We start from the raw sequence: 18,380 nt of genomic DNA, 5'->3' as shown, positions 1-18,380 counted from the left end.
TCGCGGGCCCGCGTCGTCGGGCTGGTGAGACCTTATCGATCCACTGCCCGAGGGCGGAAAAGGGGACTGTGACATGGCCACTGAAGTGACGACGGAAGCACGCCGCGGCTCTTCGTTCGTGCAGGCCGCAATCGCCCTGCAGACCCTGACCATCTTCCTCCAGGCGGTCTCCGCCGGGCTGCTGCTGACCGCGTCCTACGGGGAGACGCTGCACAGCGTCGGGGCCCGTGTGATGTACGGGGCGTCGATGCTGTACGTGCTGGCGGCGGTACTGGCGTGGAAGCCGGGCGGCGGCTCGTCCCGCCCGGTGTGGCAGGCCTCGGGATTCCTCGTCCTCGCCTCGGTGCAGGTGGTGCTGGGCATCGCGCACGTCCCGTCGGTCCATCTCCCCCTGGGTGTCCTGATGTTCGGTCTGAGCGTGCTGGCGCTGGCCCGGCGCTGAAGCGGACCCGGCCGTCCGGTGGCGCGGGCCGCCGGGACCCGCCCGGCCCGCCGGACCGGACCCCAGGTGTCCTCCTGGCGCGTACACCGCGTGACGGCGGGCGTTCCCCTCAGCGTCCCGCGGCGGGCGAGGCCTCGTACGGCCCGAACGGGACTCCCCGCCACAGGGCGCGTACACCGCAAGCGGCGTCATCGGTCAGGTGGTCGTCCGGGACGGCCCAGGCCTTCACCAAGGTGGCCTCGGCGGTGACCGCGGGCCAGCCCGGGTCGCCGCGGGCCGCGAAGTCCGCCCATGCGCGCAGCATCCGCCGGGACAGGGCACGGTCCTCGTCGTCCGGGACGGCGCCGACGAGGAAGGCGGCGCCCTCCGCGTCCAGGTTGCCGAACGCGAAAGGGACGTCGGCGGTGTGCCAGGGCCGGGTCTCGCCATCCGGCGTGCGGCGCCTGCGGGCGAAACGGGAGAGGTACGCCCGTCCGCCGGCGCGCGCGTGGTGCTCGGCGAGCCGGCTGCTGTACTCGCCGAAACGGGCGTCGCCGAAGAGCGCGAGGTACCGGTCGAGGACCGGCGCGCCGGGCCTGAGCGCGCGGTACCCGGCGACCAGCCGGGCGGGGAGGCCGAGAGCCGCGGCGAACTCCAGGAGTGCTGACTCGGAGGTGACCTCCCGCACGCCCGCGATCTCGTGCAGGAACCAGTACTCCTCCAGGGCGTGGCACACCAGGAGGCCGACGTCGCGGCAGGCTCCGGTGGCGAGCGCGCGGAGCGGGTCGACGGGCAGCACCTCGCCGTCGAGGACGGGCTGGAAGAGCACCGGCTCGTACGCCTGCACCGCCGTCGCGGGATCGTCCGCGCACTGCCGGGCGACCTCGTCGCAGGCCGCCACCAGGCGCCGCGGCGAGGCGGAGAGCAGGCCCTCGGCCGTCGGGGCGACACCGGCCTCGCCCGCGATCCTCGACGTGACCGCGGCGGCGACGGCAGGGGTGAAGAAGGCGCTGGGCACGCTGTGGGCGATGGCCCCGCGGAACAACCCGCGCGCCTGCTCCATGGCCATCAGACAGGCGACCGAGCCCGCTCCGGAGGAGTGCCCGGCGACCGTGACGGCGGCGGGGTCACCGCCGAAAGCGGCGATGTTCTCCCGCACCCAGCGCAGAGCCGCCACCTGGTCGAGGAGCCCGCGGTTGTCCGGGAATCCCGGCACATGGCCGAACCCCTCGAAGCCGATCCGGTAGTTGCAGCTGACCACGACGAGCCCGGCACGGGCGAGCGCGGCGCCGTCGTAGTCGGGCTGGGCGGAGGAGCCGAAGGTGTAGGCGCCGCCGTGGATCCAGAACAGCACCGGCAGCGGGCCGGCGCCCTGCCGTTCCTGCGGCGCCCACACGTTGACGGTGAGCACGTCCTCGTCGCCGGGGCGCCACACCGGCGCGCCGGGCAGCCGCGCCGACTGCGGAGCGACGGGCCCGAAGTCCGTGCCGTCACGTGTCCCGCTCCAGCCGGGGGCGGCCCGCGGGCCCCGGAAACGGTGAGGACCGAAGGGCGGGGCGGCGTACGGGATGCCGAGGACCGCCACCACGCCGTCGGCCGGCCGTCTGCCGCGCACACGGCCGCCCGTCGTCCGGAAGTCCGGCCCCGCCCCTGACGTCTCCCCCATGGGGCACAAGCCTCCCACAGTCGTCCCCTTCCGCTTCGGCCTCGGTCTCGGCTTCGGTCTCGGCTTCCGCTTCAGCCTCGGTCTCGGCTTCGGCTTCCGCTTCGGCCTCCGCTTCCGTCCCGCGCTACGACCGCGGTACGTCCTTCACGAACACGAGGCCGTCGGTGGACGCCAGGTGGGCCGGGTCGAAGGGGGCGTAGCCGAACCACGGGGACTCGCGGGGCACGGGACGGCTGTCGCCGAGGGCGGCGGCCAGGCGCCGGGTGTCGATGACGCAGCGGTCCCCGGGGAGCGCGTACAGGAGTCCTTCGAGGGTGTCCCGCGGCGGTGCGTCCACCCCCTGGTGCCGGAGCGTGCCGAGGGCGGTGGCCACGAAGGCGTACTGCTCCGCGAGCCGAGCGCTCGCCAGCGCACCGGCGCTCCACCATGCGATCGGCCCCTCCCACATCCGCATGGTGCTCTTCTCCCGCTGGAGGTGGGAGTTGTGGGCGTGGACGAGCACGGGGCCCCGTTCGGCGAGGGCGAGGAGGTTGCGGGCCATCATCGCGTCCCGCAGGGCGCACAGCCGGGCCATGCGGGCCGGGGAGGTGTCCGCCGTCCGCGAGTGGTAGCGCAGCAGGCCCGTGGCGGTGCGCCCGTACAGGCGGGCCCGGTCCCAGTCGTCGCGCGAGGTGGCCGCGAGCAGGTGCGGCGTCTGCTCGTCGAGCAGCGCCACCAGGTCGTCGGCGAGCAGCCGCAGCCGGCCGGCCTCCGCCGACCGCCCCACGGACCGGGCCGGGTCCGTCATCACCGCGGCGTCGGTCCACCGGTCGTCGGCGCCGAGCAGCCGGTCGAGTGTTTCCGCGGTGCACGGGAGCAGGTCCGCGTCCACGTGGGCGCGGAGGTAGCCGTGGAGTGCGGTGAGGGCCTGGCGGGGGCTCGCGGCGCCGGTCATCTCCAGCGGGCCGTCGAAGCCGGCGAAGCGGATCCGCTCGGAGGCGGGCCTGCCCTCGTTGTGGGCGCGCATCCAGCGCACCAGTTCCCGGTTGGGCGCGGACACGTTGAACCACTCGTGGCTGAAGCCGCGTTCCATGACCTCGTCGAGGGTGCCCGTGCCCGAGGTGACGAAGTCGTCGACGAGCAGTCCCTTCATGCAGTCGCTCTCGATCGCGATGGTCCGGTAGCCCTCCTGCTCGACGAGTCGCCGGAAGACGTCGTTGCGCAGGCCGAGCAGGGCGTCCTGGCCGTGGGCGGGCTCGCCGAGGGCGAGCAGCCGGGGCCGGGCCGGAAGCAGCGCCATGACCGCGGCGGCATCGACGGCGTGGGCGGTGTCCTGGATGTCGGTAGCCATGGCTTCCACGCTATCGTTGAACGTTCGGTTGAGACTTTTCTCGGTTTCTCGTGGCAAGAGCAGGAGTACAGCGCGGAACATGGCGCGGAACCTTCAATCGGGGGGTCGGCTCAGGCCGGTCGATCTGGCACGCGAGCACGGGCTGTCCACCCAGGCGGTCAGGAACTACGAGGAGGCCGGCATCCTTCCGGCCGCCGGCCGCACACCGCACGGCTACCGCGTCTACACGCCGCTGCACGCGGCGGCGCTGCGCGCGTTCCTCGCGCTGGTGCCCGGCCACGGCCACGGGACGGCGGCGTCGGTCCTGCGGGCCGTGCACCAGGGAGCGGTCGACGAGGCGTTGCGTCTCCTCGACGTCAGCCACGCCCAGCTCCTGGAGGACCGTCGGACCCTTGAGGCGGTGGAGAGCGCCCTGCGTGACCTGGACCCCGCCGTGGTGGCGGCGGCCCGGACCGAGGCCGGGCCCGCTTCCGGCTCCACCTCCCCTTCCCCTTCCGGCACCGGCTCCGGCTCCGGCTCCGGCTCCGGCGGCACGTTCATCGGACCGCTGGCGAGGAAGCTCGGGATCCGGCCGGCGACGCTGCGGGCCTGGGAGCAGGCCGGGCTCGTGCGCCCGCGCCGCGACCCGCGGACCGGCTACCGCGTCTTTGACGACGCCGATGTACGGGACGCTCTGCTGGCGCGTCAGCTCCGGCGGGGCGGCTGCCCGCTGGAGCAGATCGCGCAGTTGATCGCGCAGGTGCGGGCCGCGGGCGGCCTGGAGCCGCTGGAGTCCGCACTGGGCGACTGGCACGGCCGGCTGTCCGCCCGCGCACGGGCGATGCTGGCCGGGGCCGCCGGGTTGGAGGCGTACCTGCGCGAGCGCGGCTGACAGGCGCGGACGGCCACCGCGCGGGGCGCCGGGCAGGGGAGGGCCGCCGCACGGGCGCGCACGGTCACCGCACGGGGGCACCCGGGGCGCACGGTCACCGCACGGGGGGCGCGGTGCGGACGCGTCCGGACGCCGTCACGCGGCGGGGCGGCTGGCGGTCCGGGCCGGGAGGGGGTACGGGGGCAGGGGGCGGCGGCGGTAGGCGTCGGCGACCTGCGTCAGGAAGTCCGTCTCCGCCGCCACGTCCGCGCAACCGGGCTGGGGCAGCCGGGCGAAGTGGGCGAGCGGCGGGCGGCCCGCCAGCTTCGCACGCCGTGCGGCGTGCAGCATGCGTGCGACGGCGACCGCCTCGCGGTCCTCACCGCGCGCGGGCTGCCAGGCGTCCGGGCCGGCCGGGCGGGCGTCCGGACCCGCCGGTGACTCACGGTCCCCTGCGGGCACGAACCCGTCGGAGGGGACGTACTCGCGCAGCACGAGGATCGCGTCGCGGATCTCCACGATCTTCCGGTAGACGATCAGGTCCCGGGGACCGCGCGGCCACAGGATCTCGAGGAGGTGGTGACGCGGCGCGCACAGGGCGACGGAGGGCACCGCGGCGATCAGGTCCCGCCACAGCGGGTCCAGGCGGCGCAGCACCCTGATGTCGCCGGCGGCCCGGTGCGCGTCGAGCAGGGTGGGTACGGCGATCGAGGCGGCCCGCAGCAGTCCGTGCAGCCCCATCGTCGCGGAGAGGCAGACCGGGATCCACGGTGAGCGCACCTGGATGTACAGCAGGTCGGCGACCCAGAACAGACCGGCGAAGGCGGTGCCCAGGCCGAACAGCGCCAGGCTCGTGCGGGACGGCCCGGCGCTGCCGCGGCGGCTGTACCGCCGGCACACCACGACACAGGTGCCGTCTGCCACCAGGTGCATGCAGACCAGCGTGAGCCAGAAGACCAGGGAGGGCTCGGGCGCGCCGTGCGGACCGATGACGTCCTGGGTGTGCGCGGGTGCCGAGACGTCGAGGTAAAGCAGCGTCAGCAGGCAGAACACGCCGCCGAGGTGCAGCCAGAGGCGCGGTGGGCCGCCGCCCGTCACGGTCAGCAGGAAGTCGAGGACGACGAGGGCGGACAGCGCTCCCAGCAGGTGCATGGCCAGTTGAGTGGCGCGCGGATCGCCGGTGACGAGGTCGATGGCCCTGGCGACGGGGCCCAGGCGCAGGGCCATGGCGGCCGCGGCGGCGGCGACCGCCAGGCACAGGCCGCGCTGCCGGCGGTCGCGCCGGGCCGCCGGTATCCGCAGCAGGACCGCGATCCAGATCGCCGCCACACCCGCGTCCTCGACGAGGCCGGCGGCCGAGGCCAGATCAGCGCGCATGGGGACCGCCGACCCCCAGGGCAGCTTCGAGGTTGCCCAGTACGCCAGCCGACGGCGAGCTGCGCGGCCGGTCGGCGGCGGTCTTGATGAGGCTCGCCAGCATCTCGGCCTCCTGTTCCTGGACCGTGGTGTAGCTGGTGCGTCCCAGGAGCCGGCGCACGGTGTCCGGGCTCAGGTCGGGGAACACGTCCGCCAGGCCGGCCGCCGGCGAGGTGGGGGAGGAACCGTGGTCGAAGAGGAGATGGGCGATCTCGTGCATGATGATGTGTTCTTGGTGCAGCGGCGTGGTCCGGGTCTCGAAGAAGATGTGGTCGTCGGTCTCGGTGGCGAGCCACAGTCCGCAGGCCGAGTTGCCCAGCGCGGCGGGGGGAAACGCGTGCACGTTGATGGGCCGTCGGCGTTGCCGGGACAGGTGCGCGCAGAAGGTGTCGGCGGAGAACGGCCGAGGGAGGTCCAGGGTGTCGACCACTGCCTGACAGCGGCGGCGGAGTGTACTGAAGTAGTGCGGCATGCGGGTGCCTTCGCCTCGTGTGGGGGGACGGTGACGGGAAGGGTGCACTCTCCGAGTCGCTCGTTCTTCGAATCGTCCGGACCCGCAAATGCTTCGGCACGACACCGAACCGGGTCAACCGGGTGATCTTCGCTCCCGGTGGGATCCGGCCACCCCGCCACCGGTCCCGGGGGCCGCGGCCGGACCGGAGGCGGGTCGGGCCGCAGGTCCGGGCGCGGGTCCCCTCGCGGACCCGGACGCGGGGATGTCAACTGTCCGGCTCGTTCTCGCCCGGTGCGGAGACATCCGGGAGCTGCTGGATCCTGCGCGCCTCGTTCACCATGGTGAGCAGGGCGTCCAGTGTCTGCGGGGACAGCCCGTCGGCGCGCAGGGCCAGGTTGCGCACGCGCGCGTCCCGCAGCGCGGAGGCGAGCTTGAGCTGCGCGCTGACACGTTCGGCGGCCTCGTCGTCGAAGAAGTACTCCGGCGGGACACCGAAGAACCGGGCGAGGACGTCGAGTTGCTCCAGGGTGAGGTTTCGTTTCTTGCCGGTGGCCAGCTCCCACAGGTAGGTCGCGGAGATCGTGCCGCCCGTGGTCTGTCTTATCTGGGCGGCGAGTCTCGCGTACCCCGGTCGCTGCCGTTCATCCGGATAAAGTGCGACGATCAGCGCGCGCAGACGTTCGTCGAACCGGGCGAGCAGCGGCCGGCCGCCCTGGCCCCCGGGAAGGTCGCTCTCCTTCATCAGCCGTCCTCCGCTGGTGACTCGGCCCCGGCCGGGACCGTCCGCTGTACCGGTCGATGCTACCGGCTGACGGAGTGAAAGGTCCGCGACAGCGGACAGGACGGCCGGTGAGGTCCACCTCCCCCGTGCCTGGGGCCACAGTGGCCCCAACAGGGTTCAGGCGGCGCCCGGTTGCCGGCCGGGGCCCCGGCCCACCGTGGTGACGGCGACCAGGACGCCCGCCAGGAAACAGCAGCCGCTGATCACGGATCCGACGCGCATGCCGGTCTCGAAGTGCGCCTGGGTGGCGACGAGCGAGCCGAGCAGGGCGACGCCGACCGCGCTGCCCACCTGGCGGCTGGCGTTGAGCACGCCCGACGCCACGCCGGACCGCTCCGCCGGCGCCGATTCCACGACCGCGGCCACGGCGGCGGGCATGGTGAACGCCGTACCGAAGCCGATCGCGGCCAGGGGCAGCACCAGCACCCAGTACGGGGTCGAGCTCCCGGCGACCAGGAGGGCGAAGAAGCCGGCGGTGCCGACCAGCAGCCCCAGTGTCATGGGGGTGCGCGGGCCGCTCCGGGCCGTCATCCGTCCGCCGAGGGCGGAGGCGAGACCGGCCATGGCGGTCTGGGGCAGGATGGCGAGCCCGGCCCACAGCACCGCGTAGTGCCGGTACTGCTGGAAGTAGAACGTGACCACGAACAACTGGCCGTAGAACCCGATGTTGAGCAGCAGGCCCACGGCCGTGGCGCCGGAGAAGGAGGGGTGGCGGAACAGGGAGAGCGGCAGCATGGGATTGCCCACGCGTCCCTCGACCAGCAGGAACGCCGCCCCGCACACGGCGAACAGGACGAAGGCGGCCACGACCAGCGGGGCCGACCAGCCGCGGTGGCCGCCCTCGATGATGGCGAGGGTGAGGGCGCCGAGGGCCAGGATGCCGAGGATCTGGGCGGGCAGGTCCAGGCCGCGTTCGCCGCGCGGCCTCGGCGCGATCACGTGACGGGCCGTCAGGACCAGCCCCAGCAGGCCGAACGGGAGGTTCACGTAGAACACCGAGCGCCAGCCGAACGCCGAGACGAGCAGTCCGCCGAGCACCGGCCCGGACGCCGCCGCGATGCCGCCGATGCCGCCCCACACCCCGATGGCGCGGGCACGGTCCTCCTTGCGGTCGTAGGAGGCGTGGATGAGCGCCAGGGAGGTGGGCACGACGAGCGCCGCGGACAGTCCCTGGAGCAGGCGCATCACGACCAGGAACCACAGGGACGGGGCGATGCCGCAGCCCACGGAGGTCAGCACGAACAGGCCGAGCCCGGCCTGGAACACCGGTTTGCTGCCCAGCCGGTCGCCGACCGAGCCGGCCGAGAGCAGCAGCCCGGCGAAGACGATGGTGTAACCGTCGGCGACCCACTGGGCGCCGGTCAGGTCGCCGCCGGTGGCGAAGTCCTTGCCGATGGGCGGCAGCGCGACCGTCACGATCGTCGCGTCCAGCATGACCATGAAGAAACCCAGGCAGAGCGCGACCAGCGGAAGCCGGGACGCGGTCTTCGGAGCCCGGGGGTCCGCGGTGGCGACCGCGGCGGGAGGGTTGACGTCGTCCAGGGACATCGACGTTCCTTCGTTTCGTTCCGGGCCCGGCATCAGGCCAGTCGTGCCTTCACCTCGGCCGAGTCGCGGACGGCGATCGCGTCGAGTTCGACGGCCGCGCCCAGTGGCAGCCGCTCCACCATGAAGGCCGTACGGGCAGGCGGGTCCGTCTCGAAGAACTCGCCGTACACGGCGTCGAAGGCCGGCATGTCGTCGTAGGTGGTGAGCCAGACCCGCATGCTCACCACGTCCCCCAGGCCCATCCCGGCGGCCTCCAGCGTGGACCGCAGGTTCTCCAGTGCGCGGCGCCCCTGCCCGGCCACCTCGTCCGCGACCAGTTTCCCGTCGCCGTCGACGCCGAAATGCCCCGCCAGATAGGCGGTGTCACCGACTACGACACCCGGCGAATAGCGGTAGCCGGGCACCTTTCCCCGGACGATCAGCTCGCGGCCCATCAGCACCTCCACGAAATCACGGTGACACCCCGCGGACCCGCACTCCCGGTCTGCCGGGGCGGTCCGCACCAAGGGGGAAGCGGACTTTCGCCAATCTACTGCCGTAAAGCTTCGGGCCAGGTCGAAATGTGCTGGCAGCGGCCGTCCGGGGCACTGCTGCCGGGCAGCCGCCGGCCGGTGCGGGCCCCTGCGGGGCGGAGTGAAAGGCGGCGCGAAATCGACGCGCGAAACGTTCCGGCGGTTCGGTCGCGTCCGGATCGGTGACAGCATGGACACCCGAGAAGGCCACGGCACCGACTGTTCGGGAGAGTCATGCGCGACTTGGCGGGAGACGCGAACTTCCTCACTCCGGCCTCCCTCATCGGGGACCAGACCCGGGCCCGGATCCTGCTCGCCCTCCTGGACCAGCGGGCGCTTCCGATGACGATGCTCGCGGCGGAGGCCGGCGTGGCGCCGTCGACGGTCAGCGGCCATCTGGCCCAGTTGGTCGACGGCGGACTGCTGACGGTCCGCAGACAGGGCCGCCACCGCTACTACAGCCTCGCCTCGGCGGAGGTCGCCCACGCGCTGGAGTCCCTCGCCAACCTGGCGCGACCGTTCACCCCGCGGTCCCTGCGGTCCGGGACACGGGCCGCCTCCCTGCGCCTGGCCCGCACCTGTTACGACCATCTGGCGGGCCACCTCGGGGTCGGCGTGATGCGGGCCCTGCTGGAGCGACGGATCCTGGTCGGCGGCGACGGGCTGCACGACCCCGCCCGCTCGGTGCGCGACCGGCTGTCCGCGCCGGGCTGGGACCTCGTCTACGAGGTCACGGAGGAGGGCTGGCGGATCCTGGACGAGGTCGGTGTGAAACCGCCGCGGACGGCCCGGCCCGCCGTGCGCTACTGCGTCGACTGGACCGAACAGCGCCACCACCTCGCGGGCGCGGTGGGCGCCGCGCTGCTCGACCGGCTCCTGGAACTGGGCTGGGTCGTCCGGGCCTCCGGCAGCCGGGTGATCCGGGTCCCCGAGGAAGGGGCCCGCGGCCTGCGCGAATGGCTGGGCCTCGACCTCCAGGAACTGCGCACCCGCGCGGCGGCCTGAGTACGGGTTCCCGGGCGAGGGCGGGCCCGCGGCGGGCCCGCCCTCGGCCCGTGCACGGTGGCAGCGCCCGCGTGCGCCGGACCCGGAGCAGCGCACGGGCGCACACTCAGTACGCACCGCGCGGGCACCGCCCCAGCACACGCCGCACGGACGCTCCCTCGGTACACGCCGCACGGGCGCACACTCAGCACGCACCATGCGGGCACGGCCTCAGTACACGCCGTACGGACGCTCCCTCGGTACACGCCGTGCGGGCGTGTGCTCAGCTCACTCCGTGCGGACGCGCCTTCAGCACACGGACGCGTCCTCAGTACGCACCGCGCGGGGCGTTGTCAGCTCGCAGCGCCGGGTGACCACGGCCGGTCCGGGCCCAGGACCTTGCCGGGGTTGAACAGGCCCCGGGGATCGAGGGCGCGTTTCACGGCGTGCTGCAGGGCGAGGGCGGCGGCGCTCGACTCACGCCGCAGTCCGCCGCGTTTGAGCAGGCCCACCCCGTGCTCGGCGGTCACGGTGCCGCCCAGGGCGAGCGCCGCGTCCATCAGTTCCTCGAAGACGCCGTGCACGCGGGCGAGGGCCGCCTCGTCGGGGCCGGGCACGATGATCAAGGGGTGCAGGTTGCCGTCCCCTGCGTGCGCGATGTTGGCCACGGCGACGCCCCGGGAGGCGGAGATCCCTGCGATGCGCTCCAGCATCTCGGGGACGCGGCTGCGGGGCACGCACACGTCCTCGGTGAGGACGGGCCCGCGGCGGGCCAGAGCGGGGTACGCCAGACGCCGGGCCTCGAAGAGGGCGTCGGCCTCGACCGGGTCGGTGGACACGTCGGCCCAGGTGGCGCCCGCGCCCCGGAAGCAGTCGAGCAGGGCCCGGCCCTCCTCCTCGGCGGCACCGCCGCCGGCGTCGCTGCGGGCGAGCAGCAGGGCCGCGGCGCCGGGCTCCAGCCCCGTGCGCTTCCACTCGTCCACGGCCTGGAGGCAGTGCCGGTCGACGAGTTCGAGGGCGGCGGGGGTCAGTCCGCGGGCCGCGACCGCCGCGACGGCTCGCCCGGCCGCGGTCAGCTCGTCGAAGAGGCCGACCACCGTCACCGGCGGCTCGGGCCTGCGCACCCGCAGCCGCAGCGTCACCTCGGTGATCACTCCGAGGGTGCCCTCGGAGCCGGTGAACAGCCCGCGCAGGTCGTACCCCGCCACGCCCTTGACCGTCCGGCCGCCCAGCCGCACCGCCGTACCGTCGGCGACGACGGCCTCCAGGCCCAGGACGTAGTCGCGGGTGACCCCGTACTTCACGCAGCAGATGCCCCCGGCGTTGGTCGCGACGTTGCCGCCGATCGTCGACCACGCGGAACTCGCCGGGTCGGGCGGGTACCACAGGCCGTGCCCGGCGCAGACCCGTTTGAGGTCGTCGTTGACGACGCCCGGCTGCACGGTCGCGGTGTGGTCGTCCACGTCGACGCGGAGCACCCGGTCCATGCGTTCGGTGGCGAGCACCAGACAGCCCTCGACGGCGTTGGCGCCGCCGGACAGTCCCGTGCCCGCCCCGCGCGGAACGATCGGCACACCGAGTTCGGCGCAGGTGCGCACGACGGCGGACACCTGGGAGGTGTCCTGGGGCAGCGCCACGGCCCGGGCCCGCCCGAAGGGTGCTCCCGCCGCCTCGTCGCGCAGATGGCCCTCGGTCACCTCCGCGCCGGTCAGGACGCGGCACTGCGGGGCGCGGGCGCGCAGCGCCGCCGTGAGGGTGTCACCCAACGGGTCTTCAGGCATGGGGAGTTCTCCTCGTCGGGAGGGGTGTGGCGGGCAGCGGTGGGGCCGTGCCGGGGCACGCTGCCCCGGCACGGCCCGTCGCGGTCCGCCGCCGTACCGGCGGCGTCGGCCGCGGCGCGCTACCGGCGGCGGTGACCGGCGAGGAGTTCGGCCAGCAGGGCCGCCCGGAGGTGGACGCCCTTGGTGACGCCCTCGAAATAGTGCACGTTCGGCAGGTCGTCCGTCTCCGGAGGCAGCTCCGGACCGCGCGGCCCGGTGTGGATGAGCGGCACGCCCGTGCCCGTCCGGCTGAGCAGCCCGGCGTCGAACACGAACCGCTGGTCGAGCCGCGCCGACCGGGTGTGGGAGCGTACGGCGCTCTCGTGGAAGTCGGACAGCTCGAACGGGATGATGGTCACCGCGTCGACGGCGCGCAGCAGTTCGGTGGCCGACCCCGCCGTACGCCAGCTCATCCTGGCCCTGGCCAGGGTGGCCCGCACGTCGTCGGGGACCCGCGTGCCGTCCGGGGAGAGGAAGACGATCCCCGCGGCGTGGAACGTGGCGAGCCCGTGCACGAGCGAGCGGGCGTAGCGGCAGGCCGGGTCGCCGACGTAGCCCACGGTGACGCCCGTCAGGCTGTCCAGCTTGGAGCGGAGCACCCACAGGTCGAGCATGGCCTGGGTCGGGTGCTCGCGGTCGCCGGTGCCGGCGCTGACGACGGGCACCGGTGACACGGCCGCCGCCCGCTCCGCCGCGTCGTCGTCGGTGTGCCGCAGCACCAGGATGTCGGCGTAGGAGCCTATGACGCGCACGGTGTCCTCCAGGGACTCCTGGTAGAAGTCGCCGGCCCGGGTGGTCGTCACGTCGCAGAAGCCGACGGACGAGCCGCCGATGCGCCGGGCCGCCACCTCGAAGCTGAGCCGGGTGCGGGTGCTGTTCTGGTAGAAGAGCACGCCGAGGAGTGCGCCGGGGGCCGTGCGGGCCAGGGTCTCCGTGGAGCTGCCCAGCATCCACTCGGCCCGCTCCCACACCCGCTCGTAGTCGGCGCGCCGCCAGGAGGACAGTGACACGGCGTGCCGGGGCAGGCCGGTGGCGGGGGGCGCCGGCGGCGCCTGGGCGGACATCAGCTGCTGCGTCACCACCACTGGCCCTCCACCGTCTTCGCCACCCACTTCTGGGTGTCGAGCATCGCGTAACCGGGCATGACGGGCAGCGGCACGGAGCCGGGCAGCTCGTCGAGGCCCGTGATGGCCTGTCCCAGCCGGGAGGCGAGCATGCCCTGGGCCAGCGGCGGGGTGCCCGCGAAGATCGGGCACTCGCGCTCCTTGACGAACCAGTCGTCCAGCACGGACCGGTCCGGGTAGTCCGGCATCTCCGGGATGAACCTGCTGATGAGCTGCTCGGCGTTCTTCTCGTTCATCTCCTCGCCGTCGGGGACGCCGAAGTACTCCTCGGCCGTCATGGAGTCCCGCGTCCACTTGAAGAAGAACGTGCGGTGTCCGAACACGGGGGTGCACATCATGAACCGGCAGCGCTCGGAGCGGCGGAAGGCCCGGTGCAGCGTGTAGCGGGCCTCGATCTCGTAGATCTCGATCTTGTCCAGGACGTAGTCGCAGCCCTCGAAGAACTCGTCGACGATGTCCTCGGTGATGCCCTCGGGGTACACGTCGATGTTGACGTCGCGGGTGGTCCGGTAGACGGCCTCGGCGACGACCTCGGCCTTGTTGCGGCCTACGGTGTCTATGCTCGCGCCGTACTGGCGGTTGATGTTGGAGACCTCGAAGGTGTCCGGGTCGGCCAGCTTCAGGTTCTGCACACCCATGCGGACCAGACGGTCCGCCGTGGCCCCGCCGATGCCGCCGACGCCGGCGATGCCTATGACGGCGTTCTTCAGCTTGAGCTGGCGCTCCTTCTGTTCCTCCGGGGTGTTGCCCAGCCAGCCCAGGTTGCGGCGCACCCGCTGCCAGTAGTAGTCCTCGCCGGTTTCCGTGGCGGTGTAGCGCTTGCGATCCGACATGGATGACCTTTCCGGTGTCTGGTGTCTGGTGTCTGGTGTCTGGTGTGTCGTGCCTGGTGTGTCGTGCCTGGTGTGTCGTGCCGTGTGGACGGGGTCGGTGCCTGGGGTGTGCCGTTCAGGCCCGGGTGCGGCGCGGGTGGTGGGTGCCGTTCAGGCCGAGGTGCGCGGCGCGGCCGGCCGGTCGGCGGGACGTACGGCCGTGACGTGGATGCCGTGGAAGGTGTAGGCGTCCCGCTCGAAGCGCGTGGGCAGTTCCTCGTACGCGCAGGCGCGCTCCAGGTAGTCGATGACCTCCTTGCCCTCGGGTGTGGAGGCGGCCACCGGGCGGGGGCTGTTGTCCGGGCCGAGGACGCACGGGGCGAACCCGGCGCGGATCGAGCCGTCGGCCCACCCGATGAGGGCGAAGCCGGTGAGCCGGCCGTCGGGATGGAAGGGGAGCAGCGGATGCCCCTCGCGGGGTCCGATACGGAACTCGCCGAAACGCCGGGCGCTCTCGCGGCGCAGCCGAGCGTCACCGCGGCCGAGGTAGGCGGATTTCCGCAGCCGTTCCTCCAGGCCGGGCAGGTCGAAGGCGAAGTGCCCCAGGCCGTAGAAGATGGGCCGTCCGCGGTGGAACTCGATGCCGCGCAAGAGGTGGTGGTGGTGGCCCAGGACGGCGTCCGCGCCCGCGTCGATGGCGGCGCGCGCGGTGCGCGTCTCGTGATCGGTGAGGACGTAGGGCCGGGTGAAGTCGCCCCAGTGGAAACTGGCGAGCACCACGTCCGCCTGGTCGCGGGCCCGTGCCACGTCCTCGCGCAGCACCTCCATGTCCCCCTCGTCGGGCACGGTGGTGACCCGGGGCAGCAGCCCCGGATTCCACTCGTTGGTCTCCCACGGGGTGTAGAGGGTGCTCGCCCGCAGCGGGGCGAGTCCCGGAACTCCGGGACGGGCCTCGTACCCGCAGGGGAAGACGGAGGCGTAGGCGAGGACGGCGACGCGGCCCCTGCGGGTGTCGAGCACGGCCGGCCGGTGCGCGTCCTCCCGGTTCTCCCCGGCCCCCGCCGTGGCCACACCTGAGCCGCGCATCAGCGCGCGGGTCTCCAGCAGGGCGAGGGTCCCCCCGTCGAGGCTGTGGTTGTTCGCGAGGGAGACGACGTCGACGCCGGCACCGGCGACACCGCGGGCGTGGGAGGGATCGGCGATGACGGGGACGCCCGCGCTGGGGGCGCGCTCCTGCGTGGTGCAGTAGACGCCCTCCAGGTTGGCGAACGTCGTGTCCGCCTGCTGGAAGGCACTGCTGACGTGCTGGAACGCCTCCTCGGGTCGTTCCCGGTGCACGAAGACGTCCCCGACGGCGACGATCTGCAACTCGTCCATGAACGGCACGGCCCCCTTGACCATTTCGGCGCGGGTGTTGGCTGGACATTCGCCAGGTACTCGCTGAGTGCTCGCGAGTACCGGACGGACTCGGTGAACGCGATGAACTTGACGGCCCGGACGGGCTCGACGGACTCGATGGACTCGAGCGGTCGAGGAACCCGACGGCCGTTCGCTACAGCGGATGGTGCCGTTGGTGAGCATAAGCACGGCTGGGCCGTCGCTGACAACTACAGCGGACGCTCGTCGGCAACTTGGCGCAAAACGCATCCATGACAGCGGATGGAACACACTTCGGCCGGAACCGAAACCGAAGGCTCCTAGCATCGCTGCCGCTCGATCCGAGACCTTCAGGAACCTCTCAGGAAGGAAACGACATGGCCCGCACCGTGAGCCCGGAGCCCGCCCTGGACCGGGACCTCGACCTGGACCTCGACCTCGACCTGCGGCTGGACGTGGAGGCGGAGGACGTGGCCGGGCCCGGCCCGCACCCCGCGACCTTCACCGGCACGGGCACCTGCCTGGCCTGCCCGCCCACCTACTACGACTGCTGAACCCCCGTGGCGAGTCCGGCGGGAGGGCTGATGCCGGCCACCGGTGCCGGTCCCTCCCGCCGGGCCGGCGGTGGTTCCCCGACCAGGCCAGGATGGAGGCAGGCCCGCCCATGGGCGACACCGACGTGTTCGTGGCAGGCAGCAGCGTCCTGCTGCGTGCCGCGGCGCTCCCGCTGCCCGGCCCGCCCCGGGAAAGCCTCGGCGCGGAGCCGGCTCCCGGGGGCCTCGACGACCTCGACGACCCCGCCGCCCTGCGCGCGCGGCTCGCACGGCTGGCCGCCGACCCGCTCTTCACCGCGGCGGTCCGGCTGGCCAGCCCGAGCCTCGCCGACGACCTGTCCAAGTGCGCGGCGGCGCGGACGGCGGCCCCGATGACGGGGACGCCCGAGACCGCAGGCCCGGCTCCGGCGGAGCGGGTGACGGTGCGTCCGGCGCCGGCGGAGCCACAGACTGCGGGTCCGAGGACGGAGCGGGTGACGGCAGGTCCGACGCCGACGGAGCCGGAGACGGCCCCACCGGATACAACAGGCCGGGAGACGGCAGGACGCCTGACGGCAGGACGCCTGACGGCCGCGCCGGACGTGGTGGCGCACGGGACGGTCACACCCCGCAGGCTGCGGCGGATCCTGCTGTCCGTACTGAAGTACCACCTGCGCATGACCCATCGCCCCACGCCCTTCGGCCTGTTCGCCGGTGTCGCGGCCGCCTCCCTCGGACCGGCGCCCCACCGGACGGTCGGTGCCGCCCACCGCACCGTCAGCCGGCCCGACGCCGCCTGGCTCGACACCGTCCTGGACGGCCTGCTCGCCTGCCCCGAACTCGTCGCCCGCTCGCGGCTGGTCGCCGATCCGCTGCACGTCGTCCGCGACGGCAGGGTCGTCCTGGTCGACCACCACGACGCGGACGGCGCCCGGCGCCGCGTCCACTCCGTGCGCCACACCCGGCTCGTCGGCAGCGTCCTGCGGTACGCCGCCGAGCCCATCGCCTTCCCCGCACTCGTCCGGCGGCTCCAGGAGGCCTTCCCGCAGGCCACGCGCGAGGAGATCGGCCACGTCGTGGCCCGGCTTGTGACCGGACGCTTCCTGCTCTGCGACCTGGTTCCGCCGCCCGACTGCCTCACCCCTCTCGACCACGTCCTGGAGCGTCTCGACGGCTCGGGCCACCCCGACGCCGAGGCCCTGGCGGGGGTACGCGGCGCGCTGCGCGCACTGGACGCCGCACCGCTCACCGCGCGCGGGCCCCGGCTGGCCGAGGTGACCGAGCGCATGCGCGCTCTCGCGCCGTCCGGCCACCTGGTGCAGTGCGACCTCGCCTTCGACGCGCGGCTGGTGCTGCCGACCGCGGTGGGTGAGGAGGCCGAGCGCGCGGCGAGCGTCCTGTGGCGGCTCACCCGGCACGCGCCCGGCACGCCCGCTCTGCGGCCGTACCACCGGCAGTTCCTGGAGCGGTACGGCACCCACCGCGCCGTACCGGTCCGGGAACTCCTCGACGAGGCACGCGGACTCGGCCTGCCCGCCGCCTACCGGACGCGCGCGGGCGCCGCCGGGCGCGGGGAACCGAACGGACAAGACGAACACGGCGAACAGGACAGCCAGGGCGGGCAGCGCGGACAGGCCGGACCGGCTGCCCGGGACTTCCTCGCCCGGGACCCGGCCGCCCGCGGCGCGGTCGCCGGGCACGGCGTACTCGCCGAACTCCTGCTGGCGGCGGCCCGTTCCGGGTCCGGTGAGATCCTGCTCGACGACGCCACGGTCACCGCGCTGGCCCCCGAGCCAGCCCACCGGCCGCCGCCCTCACTGGAGTTGGGGGCCGAGGTGGCGGCGGCCGGCTGGGACGAACTGTGCGCCGGCCGGTTCACCCTGGTGCTCGGCGCCCCCACGGGTTCCCCCCGGGCCGGTGCCACCTCCGGCCGCTTCGTCCCCGTCCTCGACGGCGGAGAAGCGGCCGTCCGGCGCACCGTCCTGCACGGCGAGGAGGCGACCGCCCGTCAGGAGCCCCGGCCCGGGACACCCGCGGTCGTCGCCTACCGCCCGCGAGTCGTCCGGTCCGCCAACGTCACCGCCGTCCCCCAGTGGCTGCCGCACCGCATTCCCCTCGGCGTCGGCCCCGCGGCGGCGGACCGGGCCGGTGACCTGCGGCTGGAGGACCTGGCCGTGTACGCCGACACGGAGCGCCTGCGCCTGGTCCACACGCCGACCGGCACCCTCGTACGGCCGGTGTCGTACTGCATGCTCAACCCGGCCTCCGGCCATGTGCCCGACACCGCCCGCTTCCTGCTGGACCTCGGCCACGAGGGGCGCGGCTGGTGCGCTCCCTGGGACTGGGGCCCGTGGGCGCAGGCACCGGCCCTGCCGCGCGTCCGCCACGGACGGACCGTCCTGTCCCCGGCGCGCTGGCTGCCCGACCGGGCGCTGCGCGAGGCCGCCCGCCGGAACGAGGGCACCGGCGGGCGCTGGCACCGCGAGGTCGCCCGCTGGCGCGAACAGTGGGGCGTCCCCCGCCACCTGCGCCTCACCCGTGCCGACCACCGCCTGACACTGGACCTGGACGACGCGCTGCACCTGCTCCTGCTGCACGAGGAACTGCGGCGGCCCGTACCGGCCGCGATGACGGAATGGTACGGCGGTCCCGCCGGCTGCCGCTGGCTCCAGGGGCCGGACGGGGCACACGCGGCCGAACTGACCCTGCCGCTGTTCGCCCGCCGCCCCCGCCCCCGCCCTCGCCCCCGGAC

At 73.8% G+C, this 18,380-nt stretch carries 16 protein-coding genes; 5 read left to right on the top strand and 11 right to left on the bottom strand.

The features are described 5' to 3' along the window. Positions 1 to 73: 73 nt before the first annotated feature. The gene (locus IG64_RS29615) at positions 74 to 442 is read left to right on the top strand and encodes a hypothetical protein (protein WP_037861735.1); all 369 of its coding nucleotides are present in this window, start codon (positions 74 to 76) and stop codon (positions 440 to 442) included. Positions 443 to 551: 109 nt separating this feature from the next. On the opposite strand, the gene IG64_RS29610 is transcribed toward IG64_RS29615, so the two are convergent. Both IG64_RS29610 and IG64_RS29605 read right to left on the bottom strand, forming a co-directional pair. Continuing rightward, the gene (locus IG64_RS29610) at positions 552 to 2,087 is read right to left on the bottom strand and encodes a carboxylesterase/lipase family protein (protein WP_037861734.1); all 1,536 of its coding nucleotides are present in this window, start codon (positions 2,085 to 2,087) and stop codon (positions 552 to 554) included. 124 nt (positions 2,088 to 2,211) lie between these two features. Then, entirely contained in the window at positions 2,212 to 3,417 is a 1,206-nt protein-coding gene (locus IG64_RS29605) for an erythromycin esterase family protein (RefSeq protein WP_037861733.1), read from the bottom strand. 79 nt (positions 3,418 to 3,496) lie between these two features. Here IG64_RS29605 and IG64_RS29600 point away from each other — a divergent pair, with 79 nt between their 5' ends. Continuing rightward, positions 3,497 to 4,288, top strand: a complete 792-nt coding sequence (locus IG64_RS29600; RefSeq protein WP_037861731.1) for a TioE family transcriptional regulator — start codon at positions 3,497 to 3,499, stop codon at positions 4,286 to 4,288. Between the two features lie 135 nt (positions 4,289 to 4,423). Here the strand turns inward: IG64_RS29600 and IG64_RS29595 are convergent, their stop codons facing one another. From IG64_RS29595 to IG64_RS41290, 5 genes are all read right to left on the bottom strand, one after another. Next, positions 4,424 to 5,644, bottom strand: coding sequence for an MAB_1171c family putative transporter (locus tag IG64_RS29595; protein ID WP_051813456.1), 1,221 nt, complete (start codon positions 5,642 to 5,644; stop codon positions 4,424 to 4,426). Next, a complete protein-coding gene (locus IG64_RS40765; RefSeq protein WP_234438652.1) occupies positions 5,634 to 6,113 on the bottom strand; it encodes a hypothetical protein in 480 nt (159 codons plus the stop codon). The genes IG64_RS29595 and IG64_RS40765 overlap by 11 nt, the downstream gene beginning before the upstream one ends. A 289-nt stretch (positions 6,114 to 6,402) precedes the next feature. Continuing rightward, complete coding sequence (locus IG64_RS29585; protein WP_037861727.1) at positions 6,403 to 6,879, bottom strand: hypothetical protein; 477 nt, start codon at positions 6,877 to 6,879, stop codon at positions 6,403 to 6,405. A gap of 156 nt (positions 6,880 to 7,035) precedes the next feature. Continuing rightward, positions 7,036 to 8,466 (bottom strand): MFS transporter, encoded by a 1,431-nt coding sequence (locus tag IG64_RS29580; RefSeq protein ID WP_051813454.1) that lies wholly within the window; start codon positions 8,464 to 8,466, stop codon positions 7,036 to 7,038. A gap of 32 nt (positions 8,467 to 8,498) precedes the next feature. Beyond that, the gene (locus IG64_RS41290) at positions 8,499 to 8,912 is read right to left on the bottom strand and encodes a RidA family protein (RefSeq protein WP_051813452.1); all 414 of its coding nucleotides are present in this window, start codon (positions 8,910 to 8,912) and stop codon (positions 8,499 to 8,501) included. A 300-nt stretch (positions 8,913 to 9,212) separates the two neighbouring features. Here IG64_RS41290 and IG64_RS29570 point away from each other — a divergent pair, with 300 nt between their 5' ends. Further along, positions 9,213 to 9,983 (top strand): ArsR/SmtB family transcription factor, encoded by a 771-nt coding sequence (locus tag IG64_RS29570; protein WP_037861724.1) that lies wholly within the window; start codon positions 9,213 to 9,215, stop codon positions 9,981 to 9,983. 332 nt (positions 9,984 to 10,315) lie between these two features. On the opposite strand, the gene IG64_RS29565 is transcribed toward IG64_RS29570, so the two are convergent. The 4 genes from IG64_RS29565 to IG64_RS29550 all read right to left on the bottom strand — a co-directional run bounded on the left by IG64_RS29565 (position 10,316) and on the right by IG64_RS29550 (position 15,095). Next, entirely contained in the window at positions 10,316 to 11,743 is a 1,428-nt protein-coding gene (locus IG64_RS29565; protein ID WP_037861722.1) for an FAD-binding oxidoreductase, read from the bottom strand. A 119-nt stretch (positions 11,744 to 11,862) separates the two neighbouring features. Then, a complete protein-coding gene (locus IG64_RS37725; RefSeq protein ID WP_158771676.1) occupies positions 11,863 to 12,861 on the bottom strand; it encodes a hypothetical protein in 999 nt (332 codons plus the stop codon). After that, positions 12,858 to 13,739 carry a ThiF family adenylyltransferase gene (locus tag IG64_RS29555; protein ID WP_037861720.1) on the bottom strand — a complete coding sequence of 294 codons (882 nt, stop codon included), beginning with the start codon at positions 13,737 to 13,739 and terminating at the stop codon, positions 12,858 to 12,860. The genes IG64_RS37725 and IG64_RS29555 overlap by 4 nt, the downstream gene beginning before the upstream one ends. A 150-nt stretch (positions 13,740 to 13,889) precedes the next feature. Then, complete coding sequence (locus IG64_RS29550) at positions 13,890 to 15,095, bottom strand: CapA family protein (protein ID WP_158771675.1); 1,206 nt, start codon at positions 15,093 to 15,095, stop codon at positions 13,890 to 13,892. Positions 15,096 to 15,472: 377 nt separating this feature from the next. On the opposite strand from IG64_RS29550, the gene IG64_RS41285 reads away from it, so the two are divergent. After that, positions 15,473 to 15,649, top strand: a complete 177-nt coding sequence (locus IG64_RS41285; RefSeq protein WP_158771673.1) for a hypothetical protein — start codon at positions 15,473 to 15,475, stop codon at positions 15,647 to 15,649. A gap of 110 nt (positions 15,650 to 15,759) precedes the next feature. After that, on the top strand, positions 15,760 to 18,380 hold a 2,621-nt coding region (locus IG64_RS29545), incomplete at its 3' end, for a lantibiotic dehydratase (protein WP_037861719.1).

Origin of the sequence: Streptomyces sp. NRRL S-340 (genome assembly GCF_000720185.1) — a bacterium.
GTDB lineage: Bacteria > Actinomycetota > Actinomycetes > Streptomycetales > Streptomycetaceae > Streptomyces.
The sequence above is the reverse complement of the archived record's forward strand: the minus strand, read 5'-3'. Positions and strand labels throughout refer to the sequence as shown.

Excerpts from the sequence above, each read along its gene's own strand:
- IG64_RS29615 (WP_037861735.1), top strand. The coding sequence starts at position 74 with ATGGCCACTGAAGTGACGACGGAAGCACGCCGCGGCTCTTCGTTCGTG.
- IG64_RS29610 (WP_037861734.1), bottom strand. The coding sequence starts at position 2,087 with ATGGGGGAGACGTCAGGGGCGGGGCCGGACTTCCGGACGACGGGCGGC.
- IG64_RS29605 (WP_037861733.1), bottom strand. The coding sequence starts at position 3,417 with ATGGCTACCGACATCCAGGACACCGCCCACGCCGTCGATGCCGCCGCG.
- IG64_RS29600 (WP_037861731.1), top strand. The coding sequence starts at position 3,497 with ATGGCGCGGAACCTTCAATCGGGGGGTCGGCTCAGGCCGGTCGATCTG.
- IG64_RS29595 (WP_051813456.1), bottom strand. The coding sequence starts at position 5,644 with ATGCGCGCTGATCTGGCCTCGGCCGCCGGCCTCGTCGAGGACGCGGGT.
- IG64_RS29585 (WP_037861727.1), bottom strand. The coding sequence starts at position 6,879 with ATGAAGGAGAGCGACCTTCCCGGGGGCCAGGGCGGCCGGCCGCTGCTC.
- IG64_RS29580 (WP_051813454.1), bottom strand. The coding sequence starts at position 8,466 with ATGTCCCTGGACGACGTCAACCCTCCCGCCGCGGTCGCCACCGCGGAC.
- IG64_RS29570 (WP_037861724.1), top strand. The coding sequence starts at position 9,213 with ATGCGCGACTTGGCGGGAGACGCGAACTTCCTCACTCCGGCCTCCCTC.
- IG64_RS29565 (WP_037861722.1), bottom strand. The coding sequence starts at position 11,743 with ATGCCTGAAGACCCGTTGGGTGACACCCTCACGGCGGCGCTGCGCGCC.
- IG64_RS29555 (WP_037861720.1), bottom strand. The coding sequence starts at position 13,739 with ATGTCGGATCGCAAGCGCTACACCGCCACGGAAACCGGCGAGGACTAC.
- IG64_RS29550 (WP_158771675.1), bottom strand. The coding sequence starts at position 15,095 with ATGGACGAGTTGCAGATCGTCGCCGTCGGGGACGTCTTCGTGCACCGG.
- IG64_RS41285 (WP_158771673.1), top strand. The coding sequence starts at position 15,473 with ATGGCCCGCACCGTGAGCCCGGAGCCCGCCCTGGACCGGGACCTCGAC.